This window comes from Paenibacillus sp. NPDC093718, assembly GCF_050279985.1.
In the GTDB taxonomy this organism is placed as follows: domain Bacteria; phylum Bacillota; class Bacilli; order Paenibacillales; family Paenibacillaceae; genus Paenibacillus_AQ.
In genome coordinates, this window is sequence record NZ_JBNNUS010000006.1 from 244,739 (window position 1) to 267,819 (window position 23,081).

At 50.2% G+C, this 23,081-nt stretch carries 21 protein-coding genes and 2 pseudogenes; 18 read left to right on the forward strand and 5 right to left on the reverse strand.

The features are described from left to right. The first annotated feature begins 170 nt into the window (after positions 1–170). The 6 genes from rlmN to spoVM all read left to right on the forward strand — a co-directional run bounded on the left by rlmN (position 171) and on the right by spoVM (position 5,990). On the forward strand, positions 171–1,211 hold the full coding sequence (rlmN, locus tag ACQKPA_RS19465; protein ID WP_427494169.1) for a 23S rRNA (adenine(2503)-C(2))-methyltransferase RlmN: 1,041 nt from the start codon (positions 171–173) through the stop codon (positions 1,209–1,211). Between the two features lie 6 nt (positions 1,212–1,217). Continuing rightward, complete coding sequence (locus ACQKPA_RS19470; RefSeq protein ID WP_071223703.1) at positions 1,218–1,994, forward strand: Stp1/IreP family PP2C-type Ser/Thr phosphatase; 777 nt, start codon at positions 1,218–1,220, stop codon at positions 1,992–1,994. Continuing rightward, positions 1,991–4,126 carry a Stk1 family PASTA domain-containing Ser/Thr kinase gene (pknB, locus tag ACQKPA_RS19475; protein WP_427494170.1) on the forward strand — a complete coding sequence of 712 codons (2,136 nt, stop codon included), beginning with the start codon at positions 1,991–1,993 and terminating at the stop codon, positions 4,124–4,126. Before ACQKPA_RS19470 ends, pknB begins: the two co-directional genes overlap by 4 nt. Positions 4,127–4,177: 51 nt before the next feature. Then, a complete protein-coding gene (gene rsgA / locus ACQKPA_RS19480) occupies positions 4,178–5,086 on the forward strand; it encodes a ribosome small subunit-dependent GTPase A (protein ID WP_427494171.1) in 909 nt (302 codons plus the stop codon). A 3-nt stretch (positions 5,087–5,089) separates the two neighbouring features. Continuing rightward, a complete protein-coding gene (rpe, locus tag ACQKPA_RS19485; RefSeq protein WP_427494367.1) occupies positions 5,090–5,749 on the forward strand; it encodes a ribulose-phosphate 3-epimerase in 660 nt (219 codons plus the stop codon). Between the two features lie 160 nt (positions 5,750–5,909). After that, positions 5,910–5,990 (forward strand): stage V sporulation protein SpoVM, encoded by an 81-nt coding sequence (gene spoVM / locus ACQKPA_RS19490; protein WP_034273235.1) that lies wholly within the window; start codon positions 5,910–5,912, stop codon positions 5,988–5,990. A gap of 443 nt (positions 5,991–6,433) precedes the next feature. On the opposite strand, the gene rpmB is transcribed toward spoVM, so the two are convergent. Next, a complete protein-coding gene (gene rpmB, locus ACQKPA_RS19495; RefSeq protein WP_006209230.1) occupies positions 6,434–6,622 on the reverse strand; it encodes a 50S ribosomal protein L28 in 189 nt (62 codons plus the stop codon). 365 nt (positions 6,623–6,987) lie between these two features. Here rpmB and ACQKPA_RS19500 point away from each other — a divergent pair, with 365 nt between their 5' ends. The 4 genes from ACQKPA_RS19500 to ACQKPA_RS19515 all read left to right on the forward strand — a co-directional run bounded on the left by ACQKPA_RS19500 (position 6,988) and on the right by ACQKPA_RS19515 (position 12,113). Further along, on the forward strand, positions 6,988–8,766 hold the full coding sequence (locus ACQKPA_RS19500) for a DAK2 domain-containing protein (RefSeq protein ID WP_427494172.1): 1,779 nt from the start codon (positions 6,988–6,990) through the stop codon (positions 8,764–8,766). Positions 8,767–8,815: 49 nt separating this feature from the next. Next, positions 8,816–9,673 carry a DegV family protein gene (locus ACQKPA_RS19505; RefSeq protein WP_071223707.1) on the forward strand — a complete coding sequence of 286 codons (858 nt, stop codon included), beginning with the start codon at positions 8,816–8,818 and terminating at the stop codon, positions 9,671–9,673. A 14-nt stretch (positions 9,674–9,687) separates the two neighbouring features. Next, the gene (recG, locus tag ACQKPA_RS19510; RefSeq protein ID WP_113057117.1) at positions 9,688–11,739 is read left to right on the forward strand and encodes an ATP-dependent DNA helicase RecG; all 2,052 of its coding nucleotides are present in this window, start codon (positions 9,688–9,690) and stop codon (positions 11,737–11,739) included. An 86-nt stretch (positions 11,740–11,825) separates the two neighbouring features. Then, entirely contained in the window at positions 11,826–12,113 is a 288-nt protein-coding gene (locus tag ACQKPA_RS19515; protein WP_113057116.1) for a stage VI sporulation protein F, read from the forward strand. Between the two features lie 224 nt (positions 12,114–12,337). On the opposite strand, the gene ACQKPA_RS19520 is transcribed toward ACQKPA_RS19515, so the two are convergent. Beyond that, a complete protein-coding gene (locus tag ACQKPA_RS19520) occupies positions 12,338–13,045 on the reverse strand; it encodes an SOS response-associated peptidase (protein WP_427494173.1) in 708 nt (235 codons plus the stop codon). A 195-nt stretch (positions 13,046–13,240) separates the two neighbouring features. On the opposite strand from ACQKPA_RS19520, the gene ACQKPA_RS19525 reads away from it, so the two are divergent. After that, positions 13,241–14,542, forward strand: a complete 1,302-nt coding sequence (locus ACQKPA_RS19525) for an NCS2 family permease (RefSeq protein ID WP_071223711.1) — start codon at positions 13,241–13,243, stop codon at positions 14,540–14,542. Between the two features lie 242 nt (positions 14,543–14,784). Here the strand turns inward: ACQKPA_RS19525 and ACQKPA_RS19530 are convergent, their stop codons facing one another. Continuing rightward, the gene (locus ACQKPA_RS19530) at positions 14,785–15,405 is read right to left on the reverse strand and encodes a putative glycolipid-binding domain-containing protein (protein ID WP_427494175.1); all 621 of its coding nucleotides are present in this window, start codon (positions 15,403–15,405) and stop codon (positions 14,785–14,787) included. A 229-nt stretch (positions 15,406–15,634) separates the two neighbouring features. Between ACQKPA_RS19530 and ACQKPA_RS19535 the strand changes: the two genes are divergently transcribed. From ACQKPA_RS19535 to arsC, 4 genes are all read left to right on the forward strand, one after another. Further along, the gene (locus tag ACQKPA_RS19535; RefSeq protein WP_427494176.1) at positions 15,635–17,224 is read left to right on the forward strand and encodes a sensor domain-containing diguanylate cyclase; all 1,590 of its coding nucleotides are present in this window, start codon (positions 15,635–15,637) and stop codon (positions 17,222–17,224) included. Between the two features lie 215 nt (positions 17,225–17,439). Further along, positions 17,440–17,763, forward strand: a complete 324-nt coding sequence (locus ACQKPA_RS19540; RefSeq protein WP_427494177.1) for an ArsR/SmtB family transcription factor — start codon at positions 17,440–17,442, stop codon at positions 17,761–17,763. Between the two features lie 144 nt (positions 17,764–17,907). After that, on the forward strand, positions 17,908–19,200 hold the full coding sequence (locus ACQKPA_RS19545) for an arsenic transporter (protein WP_427494178.1): 1,293 nt from the start codon (positions 17,908–17,910) through the stop codon (positions 19,198–19,200). 27 nt (positions 19,201–19,227) lie between these two features. Continuing rightward, positions 19,228–19,647, forward strand: coding sequence for an arsenate reductase (thioredoxin) (gene arsC, locus ACQKPA_RS19550; protein WP_427494180.1), 420 nt, complete (start codon positions 19,228–19,230; stop codon positions 19,645–19,647). Between the two features lie 67 nt (positions 19,648–19,714). Here arsC and ACQKPA_RS19555 read toward each other — a convergent pair. Next, a pseudogene (locus tag ACQKPA_RS19555) lies at positions 19,715–20,116 on the reverse strand (helix-turn-helix transcriptional regulator); the annotation flags it as partial. Here ACQKPA_RS19555 and ACQKPA_RS19560 point away from each other — a divergent pair. After that, positions 20,110–20,349: pseudogene (locus ACQKPA_RS19560) on the forward strand (EamA family transporter); the annotation flags it as partial. The pseudogenes ACQKPA_RS19555 and ACQKPA_RS19560 sit on opposite strands and share 7 nt — an antisense overlap. Before the next feature lie 4 nt (positions 20,350–20,353). Here the strand turns inward: ACQKPA_RS19560 and ACQKPA_RS19565 are convergent. Then, positions 20,354–21,790 (reverse strand): PLP-dependent aminotransferase family protein, encoded by a 1,437-nt coding sequence (locus ACQKPA_RS19565; protein ID WP_427494181.1) that lies wholly within the window; start codon positions 21,788–21,790, stop codon positions 20,354–20,356. A gap of 293 nt (positions 21,791–22,083) precedes the next feature. On the opposite strand from ACQKPA_RS19565, the gene rpmG reads away from it, so the two are divergent. Together rpmG and ACQKPA_RS19575 are read left to right on the forward strand one after the other, a co-directional pair. Further along, a complete protein-coding gene (rpmG, locus tag ACQKPA_RS19570; RefSeq protein WP_427494183.1) occupies positions 22,084–22,233 on the forward strand; it encodes a 50S ribosomal protein L33 in 150 nt (49 codons plus the stop codon). 112 nt (positions 22,234–22,345) lie between these two features. Beyond that, positions 22,346–22,819 (forward strand): hypothetical protein, encoded by a 474-nt coding sequence (locus ACQKPA_RS19575; protein WP_427494184.1) that lies wholly within the window; start codon positions 22,346–22,348, stop codon positions 22,817–22,819. The last annotated feature ends 262 nt before the right edge of the window (positions 22,820–23,081 follow it).

The window sequence follows — 23,081 nt, forward strand, 5'->3', positions numbered from 1 at the left end:
GCCATGACTATAGTCGTATCCCGCCAATGCCGGCGGGTTTTCCTCTTTTACCGTCTCTTTTATTTATGTTAGAATAGGAAGAATGAAAAAAGAGATGCATATGAATGTAATAGGGAGCGTTCGGAAGAATACGGGCTGGACATCCTCTAAATTAGACAGGTGTGGTGAGAATGAAACCTTTTATATATGATTATTCACTGGAAGAGCTTCAAGCATGGGCTCAAGAGAATGGGGAGCCCGCGTTTCGGGGAACTCAGATTTATGACTGGCTGTACGTGAAGCGGGTGAACGACTTCGCGGAAATGACAAATCTGTCCAAGGAGCTTCGGGCCAAGCTGGAGCAGGAATTCAGTTTCGTTACCTTGACGGAAATCACCAAGCTGGAGTCGAAGGACGGAACGGTCAAGTTTCTGTTCGGCCTGCATGATGACCATGCGATCGAGACCGTCATCATGAGGCACAATTACGGCAACAGCATCTGCGTTACAACGCAGGTTGGCTGCCGTATCGGATGTACGTTTTGCGCATCCACACTGGGTGGCCTGAAGCGGAATCTGACCTCCGGCGAAATTGTTGCCCAAGTGGTTCAGGCGCAGAAGATTCTCGATAAGACGGGAGAACGTGTTAGCAGCATCGTGATCATGGGCTCAGGCGAACCGTTTGAGAATTATGAAGCGACCATGAAGTTCCTGCGCACGATGATCCATGAAAAAGGATTGAATATCGGCCAGCGCCACATTACCGTTTCGACGAGTGGCATCGTGCCTAACATCTATAAATTCACGGAAGAGGATACCCAGATTAATCTGGCCATCTCCATTCATGCACCGAACGATAAGCTGCGCTCCAAGCTAATGCCTGTTAACCGCCGGTTCCCGTTTGACGATGTGATTGAGTCGCTTCGTCATTATCAAGCAAAAACCGGACGCCGCATTACGTTTGAATACGCCTTGATCGGCGGCGTAAATGATCAGGTTGAGCATGCCGAAGAGCTTGCGGATGTCATTAAGGATATGAACTGCTTCGTCAATCTGATTCCGGTTAACCATGTGCCGGAACGGAAATATGTTCGCACATCGCGTAACGATATTTTCAAATTTCAACGTGCGTTAGCAGACAAGGGGGTCAATGTGACCATCCGTCGTGAACAAGGCCATGATATCGCTGCCGCTTGCGGTCAGCTGCGGGCCAAGCATATGGAGTTGAGGTGAGAAGATTTGATCAAGACGGTTCATGTAAGCCATGTGGGACGCGTTCGTCCTGTTAATGAAGATTCGGTATTTGTTAGCACACTGGAGCATGGCTATACCTTGGGTGTGGTTGCTGACGGTATGGGAGGTCACCTTGCGGGTGACACCGCCAGCAGGCTTGCGGTAGATACCGTGGCCGAGGATTTGTCCTCTTTGGAGGAGGACATGTCCATGGAAAGTATTCGGGCTGCGCTTGGTGATGCCATATTGCATGCCAATGCAGTTATCTATCGGGAAGCCTCGGCTGATGAGCGGCTTCACAATATGGGCACGACGATTGTAGCGGTGCTGCTGCGAGGTTCCGAAGGTTATATCGGACATATCGGGGACAGCAGGGCTTACAAAGTCGTTCCCGGACAAGTGATTCGACTCACAGATGATCACACATTGGTTAATGAGCTTTTTAAGAGTGGTCAGATTACGGAAGATCAACTGGAAACCCATCCCCGGAAAAACGTATTAAGCCGGGCGCTTGGAACGGATGTGGATGTGACGGTTGAGCTCACACCGGTTACGATCGGAGAAGGCGAAGTGCTGCTGCTCTGCAGCGACGGGCTCAGCAACCGGGTCAGCCGCGAGCTGATCGGACAAATTTCCGGTTCACTTGACCTTCCTCTGGAAGAAAGAGCGGATCGCCTGCTTCAACTGGCACTTCTTGCTGGCGGTGAGGACAACATCACGGTCGCAATGTTTGAACATCAAGAAGAAGTTGTCGGGCAACGTATAAAGGGGTGGGATTCATGATCGGACATGAATTGGCTGGTCGTTATAAAATTATAGAACGCATCGGTGGCGGTGGCATGGCGCTGGTCTACAAGGCTCAGGATATTTTGCTGAACCGGAATGTAGCAATCAAAGTGCTGCGCCAGCAGTTTGTGCACGACGAGGAATTTATCCGCCGTTTCCGGCGTGAGGCACAATCAGCGGCTTCGTTGTCGCATTCCAACGTGGTCAGCATCTATGATGTGGGCCAAGAGGAAGATGTGCATTACATCGTCATGGAATATATCGAAGGTCAGAACCTGAATGAAATCATAAAAGAACGGGCACCGCTGCAGGTGGAAGAAGCTGTGCGGATTGCTACCCAGATTTGCGATGCGCTGGGACACGCTCATCATAACCAGATCATTCACCGGGATATTAAACCGCATAATATTCTGATTGGCCGTAATGGGAGGGTCAAAGTAACGGACTTTGGCATTGCCAGGGCGGTCACGTCGACAACCATTACGCAGACAGGCTCCGTTGTGGGCTCTGTGCATTATTTTTCCCCGGAGCACGCCAAGGGCGTCGTTACGGGCGAAAAATCGGATTTATACTCCCTTGGTATTGTGTTATATCAAATGCTCACGGCCCGTCTTCCTTTTCTGGGCGAGAGCCCGATTAGTGTTGCTCTGAAGCATCTCCAGGAGGAATTTGATGAGCCTAGAGAAGTGAACCCGCTCATTCCTCAAAGCGTGGAGAACATCATCCTGAAGTCCATGCGCAAAAACCCGGAGGAGCGTTATCAGTCCGCGGAAGAGATGATGGACGATCTTGAGACGTGCTTGATGCCGATGCGACTCAACGAACCGAAGATGGAGTTCGAGGACGATGCCGATTCTACACTGGTCATGCCGGCCCTCAAAACGATGCAGCGCAGCAGTCAGCATCATGACGATGACGACGACTCGGATGACGATGATTTTGAGGAGAAGCCGACCGGTAAACCGAAGAAAAAATGGGTCAAGCCGACCATCATCATCGGTTCGGTGCTCCTGTTCCTCGGCATCATGTTCGGTGTCGTCATGTATGTGAACAACATGCTGGAGGTACCAGAGGTTAAGGTGCCCCAAGTTGTAGGTATGACGGAAGAGGAAGCGATCCGCGAGCTTGAGGCCAAAGGCTTGACGGTGAATGAGGAAGTCATTCGTGAATATAAACCGAATGTGGATGAAGGCATTGTGTTTGCCCAGGACAAGGAACCAGAGAGCATGCTGAGGGAGGGGGCTCCGGTTCAATTGTCGGTTGGGGATGCGAAGCCGCTTCCGGAAATGCCGGACCTTAATGGAAAGACGTTTGATGAGGCTGTTGCTGCATTAAAAGAAATTGGCGTTAAGGAAACCTCCATTAAACGATCGTCCGAAAAAAATGATGAAGTTCCTCAAGGCAAGATTTTTAAACAAAGTCCAGAAGCCACTACAAAAATCGATCCGGAAACGGAAGTAATCAGCGTAACGGTAAGCGAGGGCAAGAATTTTGTCCCTATGCCGGGCGTGGTTGGCTTAGAGCAGGAGAATGCTGTCAATATATTGGAGTCCAATGGCTTTAAGGTTGAGGCAATCAAAGAGAGATCCAGTTATGAAGTGAAGAAGGGCATCGTAGTAGAGCAGTGGCCGCATGAGGCCAATGAACAGGTTGCTCCAGGCTCCAAAATCACGCTGTTCGTCAGCTCCGGCTATCCTTCGGACGCGCTTGAGTATAATTACAGCGTACCTGTGTCGCCGAGCGTCGAAGGCCAAGAAAGCAAAATCCGGGTCGTTTTCACGGACGCGCTGGGAGAAAACCAGGAAGCCGTGAATAAGACCATTACGACCTCGGAAATGGTACCTGTTAAGCTGCTGCTGGCTCCCGACAAGCATGCAACGGTCATGATCTTTCGTGACGGTCGTCAGGTGGATACGTACAGTGTAAGTTACAGCGATGTCAAGAACGGTACTGTGCCGCAGCCGACCTTTGAACAACCGCCCGTTGAACCTGATGTACCGGTGGACACTAATCCGGATGAAGGAAATGGCGAGGAAGGTTCGAATGAGGAAGATGATGCTGCTTACCACTGGGACTCCGGGAACAATGGAAACGGCAAGGGCAATGGCAAAGGTAATGATAACGATTAGAAACAAGTCGTGAGAATACTAAATTTCAACAAGAAAGGTGAGGCCTATTATATGCTAGAGGGACTGATCGTGAAGGCACTAAGCGGATATTATTATGTCAAACCAATGCAGGATGGCAACATTATATCCGGGGAGGACCCAGCGGTTCAATGCAGAGCCCGCGGCATTTTCAAAAAGAAAGGCATCTCTCCGCTCGTTGGAGATCACGTTATGTATTCATTGACTGAAAATGGGGAAGGGACCGTGGACGAAATTCTTCCACGGTCTTCCCAATTAATTCGCCCGCCTGTCGCGAACGTCGACTTGGCGGTGCTGTTGTTTTCGGTCAAAGAACCGGATCTGAGCCTGCATCTGCTGGACAAGTTTCTGGTACATATAGAGCATGAGGGCCTTGAGGCATTGATCTGTCTGACAAAGCAGGATCTTGTGGACGCCTCCGACGATGTGCTGGAGCAGGTGAAGCGTCAGTATGAAGAGATTGGTTACGAAGTGCTGATTACCAGCTCTCTGCAAGGGATCGGGACCGAAGAGGTGAAGAAACGGCTGGCTGGTCGAATCAGTGTCTTCTCCGGTCAATCCGGTGTCGGGAAATCATCCCTGCTGAATGCGTTAATGCCAGGCCTCTCGCTGGAGACGAGCGAAATCAGCCTGCGCCTTGGCCGCGGTCGGCATACGACACGCCATGTAGAGCTGATTGAGCTTGATAACGGGGGGTATGTCGCCGATACCCCCGGTTTTAGCCAGCTGGATTTTCTGGAGCTGGGTGTCGAGGAGTTATCGACCTGTTTCAGAGAATTTGCTCCTTATGCTGCCGAATGCAAATTCAGAGGCTGCAGTCATCTGCATGAGCCGGGCTGCCGGGTGATCCATGCCAAAGAGGATGGAATCATCCTGGCTAGCCGTTATGAGCATTATGTGGAGTTTTATACGGAGATGAAAGACAAGAAACGGAGGTACTGAATGATGATGAAAATTGCCCCATCTATATTGTCAGCGGATTTTGCGAAGCTGGGACAAGAAATTAAGGAAGCCGAGGCCGGCGGAGCCGATTGGATTCATGTGGACGTCATGGACGGACACTTTGTACCTAATATTACGCTGGGCCCGCCGATCGTCCAAGCCATCAGACCTCATACGAGCCTGACGCTTGACGTGCATCTGATGATTGAACAGCCGGAGCTGTATATTGCGGATTTCGTCAAGGCAGGAGCCGACCTGATCACCGTTCATGCCGAGACCTGCCCGCATCTTCATCGGGTTATCCATCTGATCAAAGAGTTTGGCGTGAAGGCCGGCGTCGCGATCAATCCGGCTACGCCGGCCCATGTCCTTCAGGAAGTGCTCCCCGACTTGGACTTGGTGCTGGTAATGACCGTGAACCCGGGATTTGGCGGACAGGCTTTCATCGAGCGGACCATAAACAAGATCTCGCAGCTGCGTGAATGGATTTCAAACTCTGACAACCCGAACATCCATATTGAAGTGGATGGCGGCATTACAGCGGAGACAGCGCCGCTTGTGGTGGAAGCGGGAGCGGATGTCCTGGTTGCGGGCAGCGCCGTATTCGGCAAGCCGGATCGCGCGGCAGCCATTGCAAAAATCCGCGACAGCGTAACATCTTGACCAGAACGTGAACAACGGGATGCATAGGGCGCGGGTTTCCCGCATAAATATGGTTACATGAGCTGGGTTCTCATGTAGCCTTTTTTGTCTGTGTTCACATCTAAGGGCTTGGTGCATAACATAATCTAGGAAGGCATGAGAATGATGGGGAGGGTGAGACATGAAATTCTATACGTTCAAGCTGCCGAAGTTTTTGGGAGGTTTTGTGAAGGCCATCTTAAATACGTTTCACAAGAGCTGACAGCTTGTCCCGGCGTAACAAAACCTCCGCCTGGGACTGACGCCGCCTAGCCGGTTCTGGGGAAAGAGGCAAGAACACTCCGATAGAGCGCATGGAGGACATACCGCAGCTGCATGCGGAGGTTTTTCTTGCGGTATAAGAAAGCCAAAAATGCGTGATAGTTCTCCTTCGCTTTCTTATATCAAAAGAAGAGTGTCTAGCGACGTACTTATCGAGGACAGACCGCGTTCGACCGGAAGTTTTTCTTGCGATATAAGAAAGCGGAAGTTGTGCTCTTTCATCTTTCTTATATCTAAATAAAAAAAGCACCTGCTAACTGCTCAGGGTGCTTTTTGTTTAGAAGGAGAATATGTATCTAAACGCAAGAAAAACTTCCTTGTCCCGGATCGCCCACAAATGGTGCCTGGAGATTAAGAAGTTTTTCTTCATATAACACAAGATGATTATACGCGAGTCACTTTACCGGATTTCAAAGCGCGAGTGCTGACGTATACACGTTTTGGCTTGCCATCCACCAAAATGCGAACCTTTTGAACGTTGACACCCCAAGAACGCTTGTTGTGATTGTTAGCGTGAGAAACATGGTTACCACTGCTTGGTTTCTTGCCAGTTACATAACATTTGCGAGCCATTCATTACACCTCCTTGTTCCTAACCCTGCATGAAACAATACTTAAATATAATATCACAGTAAAAATTGCTCCGTCAACTGTCCTAAAAACATTTATTTCTCTTTGCCATTATAGTACAATGTTGATTAGTCCATAATATTTCCGAAGAAATAGTTCGTGGGCTGGTCGGCATGGCTCTCAAGAAGCTTGGGAACCGCGCAAAGCGTAGAGGACGAGAGGATAGCCCATCATAGATTTATGATCCATTAATCATGGTAAGTCTTTTATTTAGTGCTTGGGCATTTCGTCAGCTATAGGCTATGAAATAGATATGAAATTTACGACAAGAAGTGTTATGGGTATCAAGCCAGGAAGGGGAATTCTCATTGAGTAAGCGTTCTTTGAATGGAACAGAATTTACCGCGATGGTCCTAGCCGGAGCGGAGCAGCTGCAGCAGCATGCAGAACACGTCAATTCCCTGAATGTGTTCCCGGTGCCAGACGGCGATACGGGGACCAATATGAATTTGACGATGACTGCAGGTGTGGCAGAACTGAAGAGTAAGTACTCGGAGTCCGTCGGGCATAGTGCCGGTGTGCTATCCAAGGGGCTTCTGATGGGAGCCAGAGGGAACTCGGGGGTTATTCTGTCCCAGCTGTTCCGCGGTTTCAGCCGATATGCGGCACCTTATACAGAACTAAATTCTCATCAATTCGCCGCAGCACTGCAGACAGGCGTAGAAGCTGCGTATAAAGCTGTTGTGAAGCCTGTTGAAGGCACCATCCTTACCGTAGCTAAAGAAGCAGCCAAGCATGCGGTCTATTTCTCCCGCCGCAACAACGATATCGTGGAATTGATGGAGCAGGTGTTGGCCAAAGCCAAAGAAACACTTTCCCAGACGCCTGATATGCTCCCTGTTCTGAAGCAGGTTGGCGTCGTGGACTCGGGTGGCCAGGGCCTGGTTTACATTTATGAGGGTTTCTTGCAGGCGCTAAGAAAAGACGCTCCGTCCGGATCGTTTGCTGTTGCGGAAGGACAAGCTGAACAGAGCAACAAGGCACCGGCCTTCCAAGCGGTTCCTGATTTCTCGGCGGTTCAAGCTCCGGCTTCAGCCCAGTCCAGACTGTCCACAGAGGACATTGAATTTTTATATGACATGGAATTCTTTATTAATAGGCAGCTCGGAGAAGGAACGGGCTCAGACTTTGATGAAGATAAGTTCCGGAAAGCGCTTGCAGTGAATGGTGATTCCATCATTGTTATCGCCGATGACGAGACCATCAAAGTTCATGTGCATTCCAAGGCTCCGGGCGAAGTGTTGAACCTGGCACTAATGTATGGAGAAATCACCCAGATTCATATATTGAATATGCGCGAGCAGCACCGTGATTTGCTGACAACGGGAATGGACATCGCACCGATGCCCGAGTTGTTTGCGGATATTCCGGCAGAGACCGTAACACCGGAAGCTCCGGCTGTTCCTCCGGCAGACGAGATCGCACCGTACGGTTTCATTGCAGTATCGTCAGGGGAAGGCATCTCTGACATATTCAAAAGTCTGGGCGTTGACGTCGTTCTCTCGGGAGGACAGACGATGAATCCGAGCACCGAGGATTTTGTTAATGCGATTTCTTCGATCTCGGCTCAGCAGATTTACATTCTGCCGAACAACTCCAACATCGTGCTGGCTGCCCAGCAGGCGAGAGAGCTTCTCGAAGGCGAGCGCAGCGTAACGGTCATTCCGAGCAAGACGATTCCCCAGGGGATCGCGGCAGCATTTGCTTTCCAGGAAGATGAGAATGCGGATATGAATACCGACAACATGCTGGATGCGATCACTCGTGTGCAATCGGGTCAGGTAACCTATGCCGTTCGGGACACAACGATTGATGATCTGGAGATCAAGGCCGGTCAATTCATCGGCATTCGCAATTCCAATATCGTTGCAGCGAACGAGGATTTGATTACGACCTCCCAGGATTTGCTGGGTAAAATGCTGGAGTCCGGCGATGAAATCGTGACTCTGCTTACCGGGGCGGACGCAAGCGAAGAATCGACCAACGCGCTCACGGAGTGGCTTGGCGAGCAGTACCCTAACGCAGAGGTTGAGGTGCATTACGGCGGACAGCCGATCTATTCCTATCTGTTCTCCGTTGAGTCTTGATAAACAACGCTTTGACATTAAGCAAGGTACATTTTTAGGAGGGGTTCCGGTGAATAAGACCGTTATTGTGACAGACAGCACAGCGGATATTCCGGCAGACCTGGCGAAGCAACACAACATTCATATTGTGCCGCTGAGACTTATGTTCGGGGAAGATACGTATTTGGACGGAGTCGAAATCACGCCGGGAGAGTTCTACAAAAAGCTGGTGCAGTCGCCCCAGCTTCCAACGACCTCCCAGCCTTCACCCGCAGATTTTGTAGCTGTGTATGAGTCCATTCTGGAACAGCACCCAGGCTGCTCCATTGTGTCCATTCACATCTCATCCGGCTTGAGCGGAACGTATCAGTCCGCATTGCTTGCAACCTCTCTAATCGAAGGAGAAGCGGATATCACCGTATGGGATTCCAAATCGGCGTCCTACGGTTTCGGACTATTCGTGGTTCATGCGGCGAAGCTCGCACAAGCAGGTGCGGCTGTTCCAGATATTATTTCGTCGCTTGAGGATCTTCGCTCCAAGCGCCGTCTCTACTTCCTGGTAGACACGCTGGAGTATTTGCAGAAGGGCGGGCGGATTGGCAAGGCTTCGGCCGTGCTTGGAACCCTGCTTAACATTAAGCCGATCCTGTCCATTGACGGCGAAGGGATTATCTTTCCGGTAGACAAGGTCCGCGGTCGCAAGAAAGCGACGGCCAAAATCATTGAGCTGTTTCAACAGGATCTATCCGGTGTGAAAAATATTAAAGTGGCTGTGGGTCATACAGCTGACCCTGCTCAGGTTGAGGATTTTCTGCAGCAGCTGTCCGCAGTGTTTACGATCGAGGAAACGGTGTTCTCCGAGATCGGTCCGGTTATCGGCACGCACGTTGGACCGGGAACCATTGCAGCATATATATGGCCTGCTTAAGTGAGGTAGATGATATGAGTCTCAAACTCGATCAAATATCCGTCAGACAGATCAACGGCGTGAGCGCCCTGAAAGAGGGGGAGCTTCACGCCTTTGGCGTCTCTACGGTCAAGGATCTTTTGGAGTATTACCCCTTCCGGTATGAGGATTACCGGCTCCGTTCCCTGAGTGAAGTCAAGGACGGGGACAAAATTACCATTCAAGCCAAGATCGCCAGCGTGCCGGTACTGCAGCGCTACGGGCGCAAATCCCGTCTCACCTGCAAAATGCTGGCTGAAAACTGGATGTTCACCGCGACCTGGTTTAACCGGCATTTTCTGAAAGACCAGCTTACGGCCGGTCGGGAGATCGTGCTGACGGGCAAGTGGGATCAGCGCAGAATGCAGCTTACGGTGTCCGAATCCGAGTTCCCGGATAAGGGAGCCTTTCGCAGCGGAACGCTGCAGCCGGTGTATTCCATCGGCGGGAAGATCACACAATCCTGGATCCGAAAAACGATGGGGCAGGCTTTGGAGCAATACGGGGAGATGATTCCCGAGATTTTGCCTCAATCCTTGCTCAGGAAATATGATCTGATGCCGCGTAAAGCGGCGATCATGACGATCCATCAGCCTGTTGACTCCCGGGAAGGTCAGGAAGGGCGGCGCCGGATGGTGTACGAGGAGCTCTTCTTGTTCCAATTGAAAATGCAGGCGTTCCGCGCGCTGAACCGAAGTCGGATGGACGGTGTTGTACATACGGCTGACAATGCAACGATCCGGGAGTTCGTGCGCAGCTTCCCGTTTGAGCTAACCGATGCGCAGAAGAAGGTGGAACTGGAGATTTTGCATGATATGCGTTCCCCTTACTGCATGAACCGCTTGCTTCAAGGGGACGTCGGTTCGGGAAAAACGATTGTTGCCGCCATCGCTCTGTTCACAACAGTTCGCTCGGGCTTTCAAGGAGCCTTGATGGTGCCGACGGAGATTCTTGCCGAACAGCATATGCGTTCCCTTCAGAAGCTGTTTGAGCCCTTTGGCATTACCGTGGGCCTGTTGACAGGCAGCGTAACGGGGAAGAAGCGTAAAGATCTGTTGGCTTCCTTACAGATGGGACTGACGGACGTTGTCGTGGGCACCCATGCTCTCATCCAGGATGATGTGTACTTCCGGGAGCTGGGACTCGTCGTAACGGACGAGCAGCACCGTTTTGGCGTGAATCAGCGAAGCGTACTTCGCCGTAAAGGCTATAACCCGGATGTGCTCACGATGACGGCGACGCCGATTCCACGGACGCTGGCAATTACCGCCTTTGGCGATATGGATGTATCCACGCTGTCAGAGCGTCCGAAAGGACGTATTCCCATTACGACCTATTGGGTCAAACATGAACTTATGGACCGTGTGCTCGGATTTATTTCCCGGGAAGTAAATCAAGGGCGCCAGGCATATCTGATTGCTCCTTTGATTGAAGAATCGGACAAGCTGGACGTTCAGAATGCGATCGATTTGCATGTCCAGATGCAGCAGGCCTTTCCTACATATGCTGTGGGGCTGCTGCACGGCCGTATGACGCCTGCCGAGAAGGATGAGGTCATGCGCCAATTCTACAGCAATGAGGTCCAGCTGTTGATTTCCACGACGGTCGTTGAGGTTGGCGTCGATGTGCCGAACGCAACCCTGATGATTATTATGGATGCCGATCGCTTCGGTCTGTCCCAGCTGCACCAGCTTCGGGGCCGCGTCGGCCGTGGGCAGCATGCATCCTACTGCGTACTTGTGGCCGATCCGAAATCGGAAGTGGGTCAGGAGCGGATGCAGGTTATGACCGAAACCGAGGACGGCTTCGAAGTATCCCGGCGGGATTTGGAGCTTAGGGGCCCTGGCGACTTCTTCGGTACAAAGCAGAGCGGGCTGCCGGAGTTCCGGCTGGCCGACATGGTCGCCGACTTCAAAGTAGTGGAGGAGGCCAGGGGCGATGCAGCGGCTCTTGTCAGCGACAGTTCCTTCTGGACGTCTCCTGAATATGAGCCATTGCGCGACTTTTTGCAGCAGGAGAAGATCTTCCAGGGCGATATCATGGATTAATAACATGAATCTGTTGGCACAATGGACAGACCCTCGTCATATACTCAAAAAAGGTAGCAGCATTTATGACTGGAGGTGCTTCAACATTGAGTTATCAGCAGTACGGGATTAGTCCGCAGCTGGTAGAACGAATCAAGCTAAAAATGAAAAACCCGGCAGTCAAGGAAAGAATCAAAGGGCTGACTCAGGGTTTGACCAAGGCAGATCTTCAAAATAGCGCAAAAGTGCATCAATTGATCCGGACAGCCAGCGGGATCTTGAATGAAAAGCTGAGCTCTACGCAGGAGCAGCAAATGGTTCAATTCGTGCTTGCACAGCGCATCGATCCGAACAACACCTTCCATTTGATCAAGCTGTGGGGGATGTTTCGATAACAATTGGATGACATCAAGGATTGACTTTGCATAGAAGAAGCCCCTCTCGGGAGTGTTTTCTCCTAATGAGCAGGGGCTTTTGATTTGGGATATGCAGGGATAAAACGTTCCTGACGTTCTTCCGCAAATGGAGTTTTTGATTTATGATCCATCCGCTAGAAAACAAACCGGCAAGTTGAGAAAAAGCGGAATATGAAGAGGCATCCCGAACCTTTCCGAAGGATTTAGCTGCCCGTAATGGAGCGGATGCAATCCTCCGTGTCATTTTTAACGGAGTTCACGGTTGTGCTGACCGGTACGGCCTGCATTTCTTCCGCGGGGTATGGCCTCAGAAGCTCTTTGAGGGATTGCAGGAAGGAAGGGCTGCTGTCATTGGTATGGGAAGAAGTCTGTCGTTCAAGCCATAGCGCTTCGTCTGCGGGTCTCAGAATGACCGGCATCCGGCTGTGGATCGGCTCCATGAGTTGATTGGGTGCGGTGGTGATGACGGTGCAGGTGCTGAGCCTATCTCCGCTTGGAGTGATCCAGGTATCGTACAGACCGGCCATGCTGAATATTTCGCCGTTCCTCAAGCCGATGCGAAAGGGCTGCTTGCCATTGTCGTTTTTTTGCCATTCGTAAAAGCCGTCTGCAGGAATCAGGCATCTTTTCCGATAAAAGGGCATCCTAAAGGCAGGCTTGTCTTCCAGCGTTTCACTGCGCGCATTGATCATTTTGGCTCCGGCCGAGGAATCCTTGGCCCAGGATGGGACAAGCCCCCATTGCAGCTGACCGATTCGGTTGGTGCTGCCGTCGTTAATAATCGCCGTGACCATCTGCGTAGGAGCGATGTTGTACCGGGGAATGTGAAAGGGAGATACCGATTCGGGATCAATGAGATACCTGGTCATCAGTTCTTCCCAAGTGACCGTGAGTGTAAAGCGTCCGCACATCGTTTCAAGCCTCCTGTCATTTGCTGTCCCTTAAGATTTGAATAGATTGTCTAATCAAGATTTTTATCGAGTTCAGGACGAAATGCTATGTAGAGATTTACAATACATTTGTGTTTGAGTATATCAAATATTGCGTAACTTACCAAAAGGGGCTGGCGCGTAGCCAGGCCAAGCATCATGAATGGAGGATTTTTCGTGTTTGATTTAAAAGCTAACGGTACCTCGGTTAAGACAGAAGTTGTTGCCGGGGCCACGACGTTTTTCACGATGGCGTATGTGACCGTTGTGAATCCGCTGATTCTATCGCAAGCGGGTGTGCCTTTTGAGCAGAGCTTCACGGCTACGATTATTGCCGCTGTGATTGGTACACTGCTGATGGGGCTTGTAGCCCGCTACCCGATCGCTGTGGCGCCGGGGATGGGCTTGAATGCCTACTTCACCTATTCCGTTGTTCAAGGACATGCCGGACTTGGGTATATTGAAGCTTTCTCGGCCGTCTTTATAGCCGGTATTCTGTTTCTGGTGTTATCGATGACTTCCCTGCGGCGCAGGCTGATTGAGATGATCCCGGCGAATCTGAAGCATGCGATCACGGTCGGTATCGGCCTGTTTATTGCTTTTATCGGTTTGCGGATGAGCGGCATTATTACAGCGCATCCGGACAATCTGGTAGCGCTCGGCGATCTACACCAGCCATCGGTTGTGCTCGCCTTGGTAGGACTAGCGGTTACGCTTGTGCTGCTGGCCCGCGACGTGAAGGGTGCCTTGTTTATCGGTATGATTATTACCGGCATTATTGCTTATTTTGCCGATATGCTGTCCTTTTCGGGCGGAATTATGTCGGTTCCTACGCTGCCGGAAGGCATTCTGGTATGGAACCCGATTACCGCTGCCTCGGATGTGATCAGGCATGGGCTCTATGCTGTTGTGTTCTCGTTCCTTCTTGTGACGCTGTTCGATACGACAGGTACGGTAGTTGGTGTGGCGGAGCAGGCGGGGCTGATGAAGGATAACAAGCTGCCTCGAGCAGAACGTGCCATGTTCTCCGATTCGGTGGCAACCGTAGCCGGATCCATGGTCGGTACAAGCCCGACCACCGCTTATGTTGAATCTGCAGCCGGTGTTGGGGCAGGCGGTCGGACAGGATTGACGGCGGTCGTCGTTGCCGCGTTGTTCGTGGTTGCCGCCTTCTTCAGTCCGCTGATCGGCGCGGTTGCCGGGTTATCCGCCATTACGGCACCTTCGCTTATCGTAGTGGGCTGCCTGATGCTGAGCAGCGTTCAGCACATCCGGTGGAATGATTTTGATGAAGCGTTCCCCGCGTTTCTCGTAATTCTGACCATGCCGCTTACGTCCAGCATCGCGACCGGGATCGCGCTCGGTTTTATTTCATACCCGCTGATGAAAATCGTCAAGGGCAAGTGGAAGGCGGTTCACCCGCTGATGTATATTTTTGCCGTGCTGTTTGTACTGCAGCTTGTCTTTGTCCCTCATTGATTCAGGAGCATTAGGCGCATGAAAATCCCCTGCAAGGTCTAAGCAGACCCGGCAGGGGATTTTTGGCATGCCGATAAAGTATTGTAGCCGATCACCGAATTCTCGCCGATGGATACTTTCTCCGAAAATGAGCGTGAGGCTTGCTTGTAACGGTCGAGATGATGCTGCAATGAACGGTTCCGGGTTGTTGTTTTCGTCCGGTTACAGGGATCCTCCTTCTGGTGGACATGGACGCACAGGGCTCAGCGAGCTCGGCTCCATACGTCGGCGTACCTCGTGACGAGGCCGTGTTCGTCAACCTCCAAATCCGCTTGATAGGCACCATGGTTACTCTCATAACGGTAGGTATACTCGCCCGTACGCGTATATTGCTGGGGAAGGGGGGCAATGGTTAGACTCGGGAACTGAATCCAGACGGCCGTCATGGACGTGCTCTCTCCAGGCTTCAGCTTCAAGCGTCGGATCGGCAGGGTGTTGGTTGAAGGGGTAATCCCGAGATCAATGTCGGTCAGGCCGGCAAATGCGGTGAGCTCGGTATCGCCGTTCCACCAGCGGCCGTCATCATCCCGCTCCAGGTGAAGGGACTGAACTTCCGTGCCGCTTGAGAGCTTAATCTTTACCTTCCGGGTTTGCCAACTGCGGGTGGTTTCAACCTCATAGGAGCAATGGAGCTGCCGGCCATCCAGTCCGGCTACGACCATTCCGGTGAGCGTGAACCCGGTATGGTGGCGATAGAGCCGGCCATGCTCCAGAGAGGGGAGATCGTGCCTGTTCCAGAGCATCGACTGCAGAAGCTGGCCAGGGCTGGTGGTTTTTTGTCCGAGGAGCTCGTTGTCTGCCTCTGTATGTATATTGTCGTTCAAAGTGAGATCACGTCCTTATCAAAAATGGAGACTGTTCCTCTACATTATATAACGAACGTATGTTTGTTATAAAGCGATAAATAGAGTCCGTGTTACTGGATGACGAGTCGCAGCCTTTAACATAAACACTTATTCCATATATGGACGCATAAACGATTGTGAAGTAATATGTAAAGATCGTACAATAATCCGGCAATATTTTTTCATCAAGAGTAGGGGTGCAGCCGCCGTGAACATACCTAAACAACGCATCAAAATCAGTCTAGCCATGGTCATGCCTGCGCTGGTTTCATTATCCATTCTCATGACGATGTCGATTATGTTCTATATCCAGTATAAAAACGAGAAACGATCCTTATACAACAACACCATGTCGCTTAATTTATCTTCCGCACAAAAAATGGCGGTTACCATTGAAGCGCTTTTCTCAGGGATGCGCCAAAGTCTTCGCGCCTCTGCCAACAATCCGGCTATTGAGGCCAGCGCGGCATCCGATCAGAAGGAGCTGCAGGTCATTTTTGATCTGATGCTTCAGAGCAGCCCTTACTTCAACTCCGTATTTTGGGCCGATCAAGCCGGTACCATTCGCGTGGTTTCTCCTGTGGGGAATAATTTGAATCAGGCCCGACTAAAAACGGAGGGGACTACGGAGGCGCTACTGGAGAGAAAGTTCTATATTTCTGCACCGTATAGAACCCCTGCCGGACGCTGGATTGTTCTTGCGAGCGAGCCGATTTTTGACAGCTCCGGCAAGTATCACGGTATGATTGCCGGCACAATCTACTTGGAAGAAAACAATATATTGCATCGGATCTTCGGTTCCGGTGCGGGGAATGAGAAAGAATCCTACTCCTACATCGTGGATTCCGGCGGGAGGCTGCTCTATCATCTGGATAAAAGCCGGGTAGGAGAGGATGTCAGTTCTAATGTCGTGGTGAAGCGGCTCATGGGCGGGGAGAGCGGCATGCAACGTGTCGTGAATACGCATGGTGACGATTATTTGGCCGGTTATGCCAGCGTTACGATGAATGGCTGGGGGATTGTCATGCAGACGTCGGTAAGTTCCATCCTGGCCGATGTCAATCGCAACTTGGAAGACCAACTGAGAAGCATGCTTTTTCCGATTGTGCTTATGCTGCTCATAGCCGCCTATACGGCTGCAAGAATTGCCGCTCCGTTTACCCGGCTGTATAAATTAACGAAATCGGTAGCAGCGGGTCAAACGGTGCCTTCCGAGGAATTCCGGCCGCATTGGAATCGAGAAGCGGATCAATTAAACCAGATTATGCGGGCTGCTGCCGAATCGCTGGTCAAGCAGACCCTTTCGTTACAGCAGGAAGCCATCACGGATCCATTGACAGGGCTGTCCAATCGACGAGAGCTGGAACGCTGCCTTGATTCATGGGAAGCGCTCAAGGATCCATATGCCGTTTTAATGCTTGACATTGACCATTTTAAAAGCGTAAACGATACATATGGCCATCAAACCGGCGACCAAGTCCTGAAGCTGGTGGCGGCGGTCATGAGCGATTGCGTTCCAGAGGGTGCGGTCTGCTCTCGTTTCGGCGGGGAGGAGTTTGTCATTCTTCTTCGGAAGCATAGTATGGATGAAGCCTATCGTTTGGCTGAGCGAATTCGCAATGCGATTCTGAATTCCAAAACGCCTTATTCACTAACACTTACCGTATCGATCGGCGTCTCCATGTATCCTGAACATGGAAGGAGCCGCGAGGATGTATTCCAGGCAGCGGATATGGCGTTATACCGTGCGAAGGGCGAAGGACGTAACCGGACGATTGCGGGAGTGATATCGGCATAATGTACAAGCCATCGGCATGGCAGGTCCCTCCGGGTTCAAGCCGCCGATGGGATGACCCCTTCATCAGGGGTCATCTTTATTGTGATTTGGAGCTGAGTCCGGCAGATATGTCTGCACACTTGTAATTTGGAACACTTTATATTAGTATATAAGCATTAAATTATATTGATGCGGTATGGTGAATATTATTTTTCTCAGTAAAGGGATGAACCTTAATGGAGCATATGAACGAAATAGCCGAGAAACTCAAATTGCTTGGGGATAAAACAAGGCTTACCATGTTGACGCTACTTAAGGAAAGAGAATGGTGCGTTTGCGAGTTTGTAGATATTTTTGATATGTCACAGCCTGCAATCAGCCAGCACTTAAGAAAGCTTAAGTCTCAAGGGATCGTAAATGAAGCCAGACGAGGCCAATGGGTTTATTATTCATTGCATGTTGCGGATAAGCCATATATCCAGGCGGTATTGAATGAGATGCCAAGTTCTCAAGAAATATTGTCATCGCTAAATAAGAGCATAAACTGTTCCTGCGATTAACCGGCAATCAGACCGTATTAGCAAGGGCTCTCAGGTTGCTGAGTATGATCGCTGTTTATTATATAAGTATATAGATATATATTAATTAATAGAGGGAAAGCATAACTATATTCTAGTTCAACACATCATTGGAGGGTTTGTACATTGGTTTCTGTTTTGGCTAGCATCATTTTTCTTGTTACATTGGTTTTTGTTATTTGGCAGCCTAAAAATCTGTCCATTGGATGGTCGGCTTGCGGAGGTGCTGTGCTGGCACTGCTCGTTGGAGTTGTCGACTTTCAGGATGTGTGGGATGTCACCCAGATTGTATGGAATGCTACGCTTGCCTTTGTCGCAATTATTATCATTTCATTGATTCTGGATAAAATCGGTTTATTCGAATGGGCGGCGTTGCATATGGCGAATGCCGCTCGAGGAAATGGTATCCGAATGTTTGTGTATGTATCCGTACTTGGAGCGGTTGTCGCTGCTTTTTTCGCAAATGACGGTGCGGCTCTGATCTTAACCCCGATTGTGCTTGCTATGGTACGAGCGCTGAATTTCGACGAAAAGAAGGTATTCCCCTTTATCATCGCAAGCGGCTTTATTGCGGACACAACCTCACTTCCGCTAGTGGTCAGCAACCTGGTGAATATCGTATCGGCCGATTTCTTTGGCATCACGTTTACCGAATACGTCAGCCGAATGTTGGTTCCCAATCTGTTCTCTTTAGCAGCGAGTGTCCTGGTGCTTTACTTGTTTTTCCGCAAAAGCATCCCGCGGAAGTTTGATGGCACACAGCTCAAGCAGCCATCAACGGCGATTCAAGACCCTGCGATGTTCCGTTTATCATGGATCGTGTTGAGTGTGCTTCTTATCGGTTACTTTGTGTGTGAATTTGTCGGTATCCCGGTATCGATCGTAGCTGGGGTTATCGCAATTTTCTTCCTGCTGATGGCGCGGAAAAGTCCGGCTGTGCAAACCAAGGAAGTCCTCCAAGGTGCTCCGTGGGCAATCGTATTTTTCTCCATTGGCATGTATGTGGTTGTATATGGCTTGCGTAACGCGGGTCTTACGGATCTACTGGCAAGTCTCATACAGAGCATCGCGGATCAAGGACTGCTTGCGGCAACCATGGGGATGGGATTTATCGCAGCGATTATTTCTTCCATTATGAACAATATGCCGACCGTCATGATTGATGCGCTGGCGATTGATGCGACAAGCACATCGGCTCCCGTTCGAGAGGCATTAATTTATGCCAATGTCATCGGTTCCGATTTAGGTCCCAAGATCACGCCGATTGGCTCGCTGGCAACCTTGCTATGGCTGCATGTCCTTTCGAACAAAGGCGTGAAGATTAGCTGGGGGACATACTTTAAGACAGGGATTATATTGACCATCCCAACGTTATTTATAACCCTCTTAGGATTATATATATGGCTATCCATACTTTAATTTAAGCGATAAGGGAGAGAAACGCTGATGGAAAAAAAGACACTTTACTTCTTGTGCACAGGCAACTCTTGCCGCAGCCAAATGGCAGAGGGATGGGCCAAAAAACATCTGGATGATGATTGGAAAGTCTACAGCGCCGGCATCGAAGCTCATGGCCTGAACCCTAATGCCGTCAAAGCGATGAATGAGGTTGGCATTGATATATCGGAACAAACTTCCGATATCATTGATCCGGAGTTGTTAAATCAATCCGACCTGGTGGTCACCTTGTGCGGCGATGCAGCCGATCGTTGTCCGATGACGCCTCCGCATGTTCGCCGTGAGCATTGGGGATTTGACGATCCGGCGAAGGCACAGGGGACCGACGAAGAAAAATGGGCTGTTTTCCAGCGCGTTCGCGATCAAATCGGCGAGCGCATTCAACAATTCGCGGAAACCGGCGAATAATATAAATGGTTGAGCCGGGAGCCTTCCCGGCTTTTTTCATGGGGCTGTATGCATTAGTTAGCATGCATTATGAATGACGAATAACAGGTTTTTGATGAGTTACTTGGTTCTTGTACGTTAAAGGCGTCATGTTCATGGAATGTCGAAACTTTTCTATAAAATAGCTTGTGCTGTTAAAGCCGACTCGATAACTGACATCTGTCACATTCGATTCAGGATCGTGAAGCAGCACCAGACTTAGTTTGATCCGATATTCAATGACATATTGCATCGGCGATGTATTTAGTATTTGCTTGAAATAACGGCACGTTTCGGAGCGACTCAAGTTCCCCGCTTTTGCAATATCCTCTAATTTGATGTTCTCCGCATAATGCATATGGATCCAGTTCAGCATTTCCTTCATGCGCTGGTTCCTTCTTATTTCGGTCCGATTGTATTCCAGCTGAATTCCATTAAGCGTGAAAGGCTTATTTATATTTAGTCTTTGTGATCGTATTCGGTACGATGATTGCATTTTGGTTCTACATCGAAAGTTTGCAAAGTCTTTCAGCGAAAGAAACGAGTTTACTGGGAAGTCTCGAACCGCTGGCGGCTGTACTAACAACCGTTTTTTGGTTAAAAGAGTCTTTCGGAGTTTATCAGTGGGTTGGGACGGCCTGTATTATCGGAATGGGGGGGAGCACCCTGATCCTGTTTCATTAATGCCCTATTGAATTGCGGCGTGCAGAGCTTGAGCGAACTTGGATATTCCCGTTGGGATATCCTCGGCTCTAGCACGGGCATAAGTGAACCGCACATATCCGGAAGCTGAACCGTATACGCTTCCCGGTGCAAAAATAACGCCTTTTTGAATGGCGGCCTCCAGCAATTTGCTGTCATTCACTTCCGGGACGATTTTGCACCAGAGATGCAGGCCGCCCTCGGGCAAATGGAAATGGACCAGGCCTTGCAGTTCTTTCTGAAGGGCCTCGATCAGTAAATCCCGCTTGTACAACAGGCTTGCTCTTAGTCTGTCCAGGTGCGGAGCAAAATAGGAAGAATTGAGGAACTGTCCAGCCAAGCTTTGAGGCACCACGCTCAATCCGAAATCCATCTGCTGCCTGGCGTCCGCAAGCCGCTCCACCACGGAATTCGGGGCGACCATCCAGCCTACGCGGAGGCCGGAGGCGGCTATTTTTGAGAAAGACCCGATGTACAACACCGAGCCGACGGAATCCACCGATTTCAAGGGGGCAGGCGGAGAACACTGATAGGCCGTTAAACTGAAGGGATCATCCTCCACGATCGGTAGCCCCAGCTCACTAGCCGTATCAAGCAGCTGGGACCTTCTCTCATGGTCCATAATGGTGCCTGTGGGATTCTGAAAATTCGGATTAATGAATATCATTTTGATCCGGTGTTTCTTGTACAGGGAGCGGATGTCGTCCGGTTGTACCCCTCGTTCATCGACCGGAAGCCTGAACAATCGGAGCCCTGCGGATTGAAACATCGGCAGCGAATAACAATAGGATGGATCTTCGATGGCCACAGCGTCACCAGGTGACAGCAAGCACTGCGTAATGAGATACAGCGATTGCTGGGATCCTGACGTAATCAGTATGGACGATTCGGTAGTATGAATCCCGCGATATTTATTGAGATATGTAACCAATGCTTGTCTGAGTGGACCATATCCTTGCGGATTGTCATAACCGAAATAGGACAGATTGGGTTTCTGGCTCATCAATGTATTCATCTCTTGGATTGGCGCCAAATCGCCGGCGAGCTCTCCGCTGGCAAAATCAATCAAAGAAGGATCGTGCGCCAACGCTTCCCGAATCCGGCGGAGAAAAGGGGGGTTAGGCAGAAAATTTCCTCCTTCAGCGTAACGGCGCCAGTTCGGCGTATGCTTCGGCGTGGCTCCCCACTTGGAACTGCTGACCCGCGTGCCGCTCCCGGAACGGCTCTCTATGATTCCAAGCGCCCGAAGCTCGGAGTAAGCCAGAACCACGGTGCTTCGATTAACTCCGATTTGCTCCGCCAGTTTTCGTTCGGAGGGGAGTAAGCTGCCTGGCGGAAACTCACCGTAAGATATTCTTTGCTCCAGAGCATCAGCAATTTGCTGATATAGAGGTTGTGTGCTGTTGCGATCCGGCTTCCACACCTTCCTCATCCTTTCATGAACATATTCAGCTGTTTCTGTCTGTAATGTTAATCATATCACTATGCGTAAATGAAGGGTTTTCATAATTTCATCATTACGATGACAAATATCCGGCAATCCGGTAGAACATGGAGGCTGTATCGATTGTAAATTGGATGGGTCACCATAACCCTACCGGGATAGGGCTGTCAATCGCTACAGTTTCTTGACAAAACGTAAAAACAGGAATAAAGTATGATTTAGTTAATCGTAATAATTACGATTATGAAAACGCAAAAAAGGAGGTGTTGAATATGCGAGTGACGGTAACTTTGGCATGTACGGAAACCGGCGACCGTAACTATACAACGACCAAAAATAAAAGAAATCAGCCGGAGCGAATGGAATTGCGCAAATATTGTCCGCGTTTGAAGCGGGTGACGCTTCACCGGGAAACCCGTTAAACGAAAACGAATCATAAGCCGGATCTATCATCCGGCTTATTTGACTTCAAACGAAATGGGATTACACTAAAAGTAACAGAATGCAGCCATGTCAATGAGGGGGATGGATAGGATGAATCAGGAACGACATGATTCCAGTGGAGAACTGCTCCTGAGCACACATACCCCGGAACAGTGGAGGCGGAGAAGGCAGGAGCTAAACGAGTGGATCAACAGACTCAAAGTACGCAAACAGCCCAAACGGACGCGGTTATTCGGCAATACCCCTGTGGATGAGCAGATATATCCGATATTAATCCGGCTGCAGCAGGCGGGATTGGAGACCGAGTTTTCCTGCGCAGGCGTAAGCCCGCTGGATGAACCCGTTGATCATTCCCTGTATGCCTACCTGACGTTTTTCGCGAGCGGTCCTGCGGAGAAGTTCGCGAACATTCTGATGGGAAACATGAGGCATCGAGCGCTGATTACCTATGAGCCTGCCCGCCAACGCTATGACGTGTCATCGTTTTTTATCGGACATAACCGTTCCTTTTGCCTACTTCTCCAGCACAGTGCGGATCGGTTACTAAGAGATTCGGCCCAGTAGAATACGGGGATTTTACATAGAGGTTCATTGTTTTTGCCGGCTCAGAGTTTTGAGCAGCTTAGCTTCGAACAACCCTATGAGGTGAAATAAGGAGTCGTGTTCGAATGACGGAACGGAGAATTGCCTGGCATTCAGGCCAATGGACAACCGCACCGGTATCGGAAAAGAGACTTCACCCATCATTTCGTGATCGGTGAGGTCTCTTTTTATATGTTGCCAGCTCTGTATCAATTGCCACAGCGGGCATGCTGCGTGTAGTGAT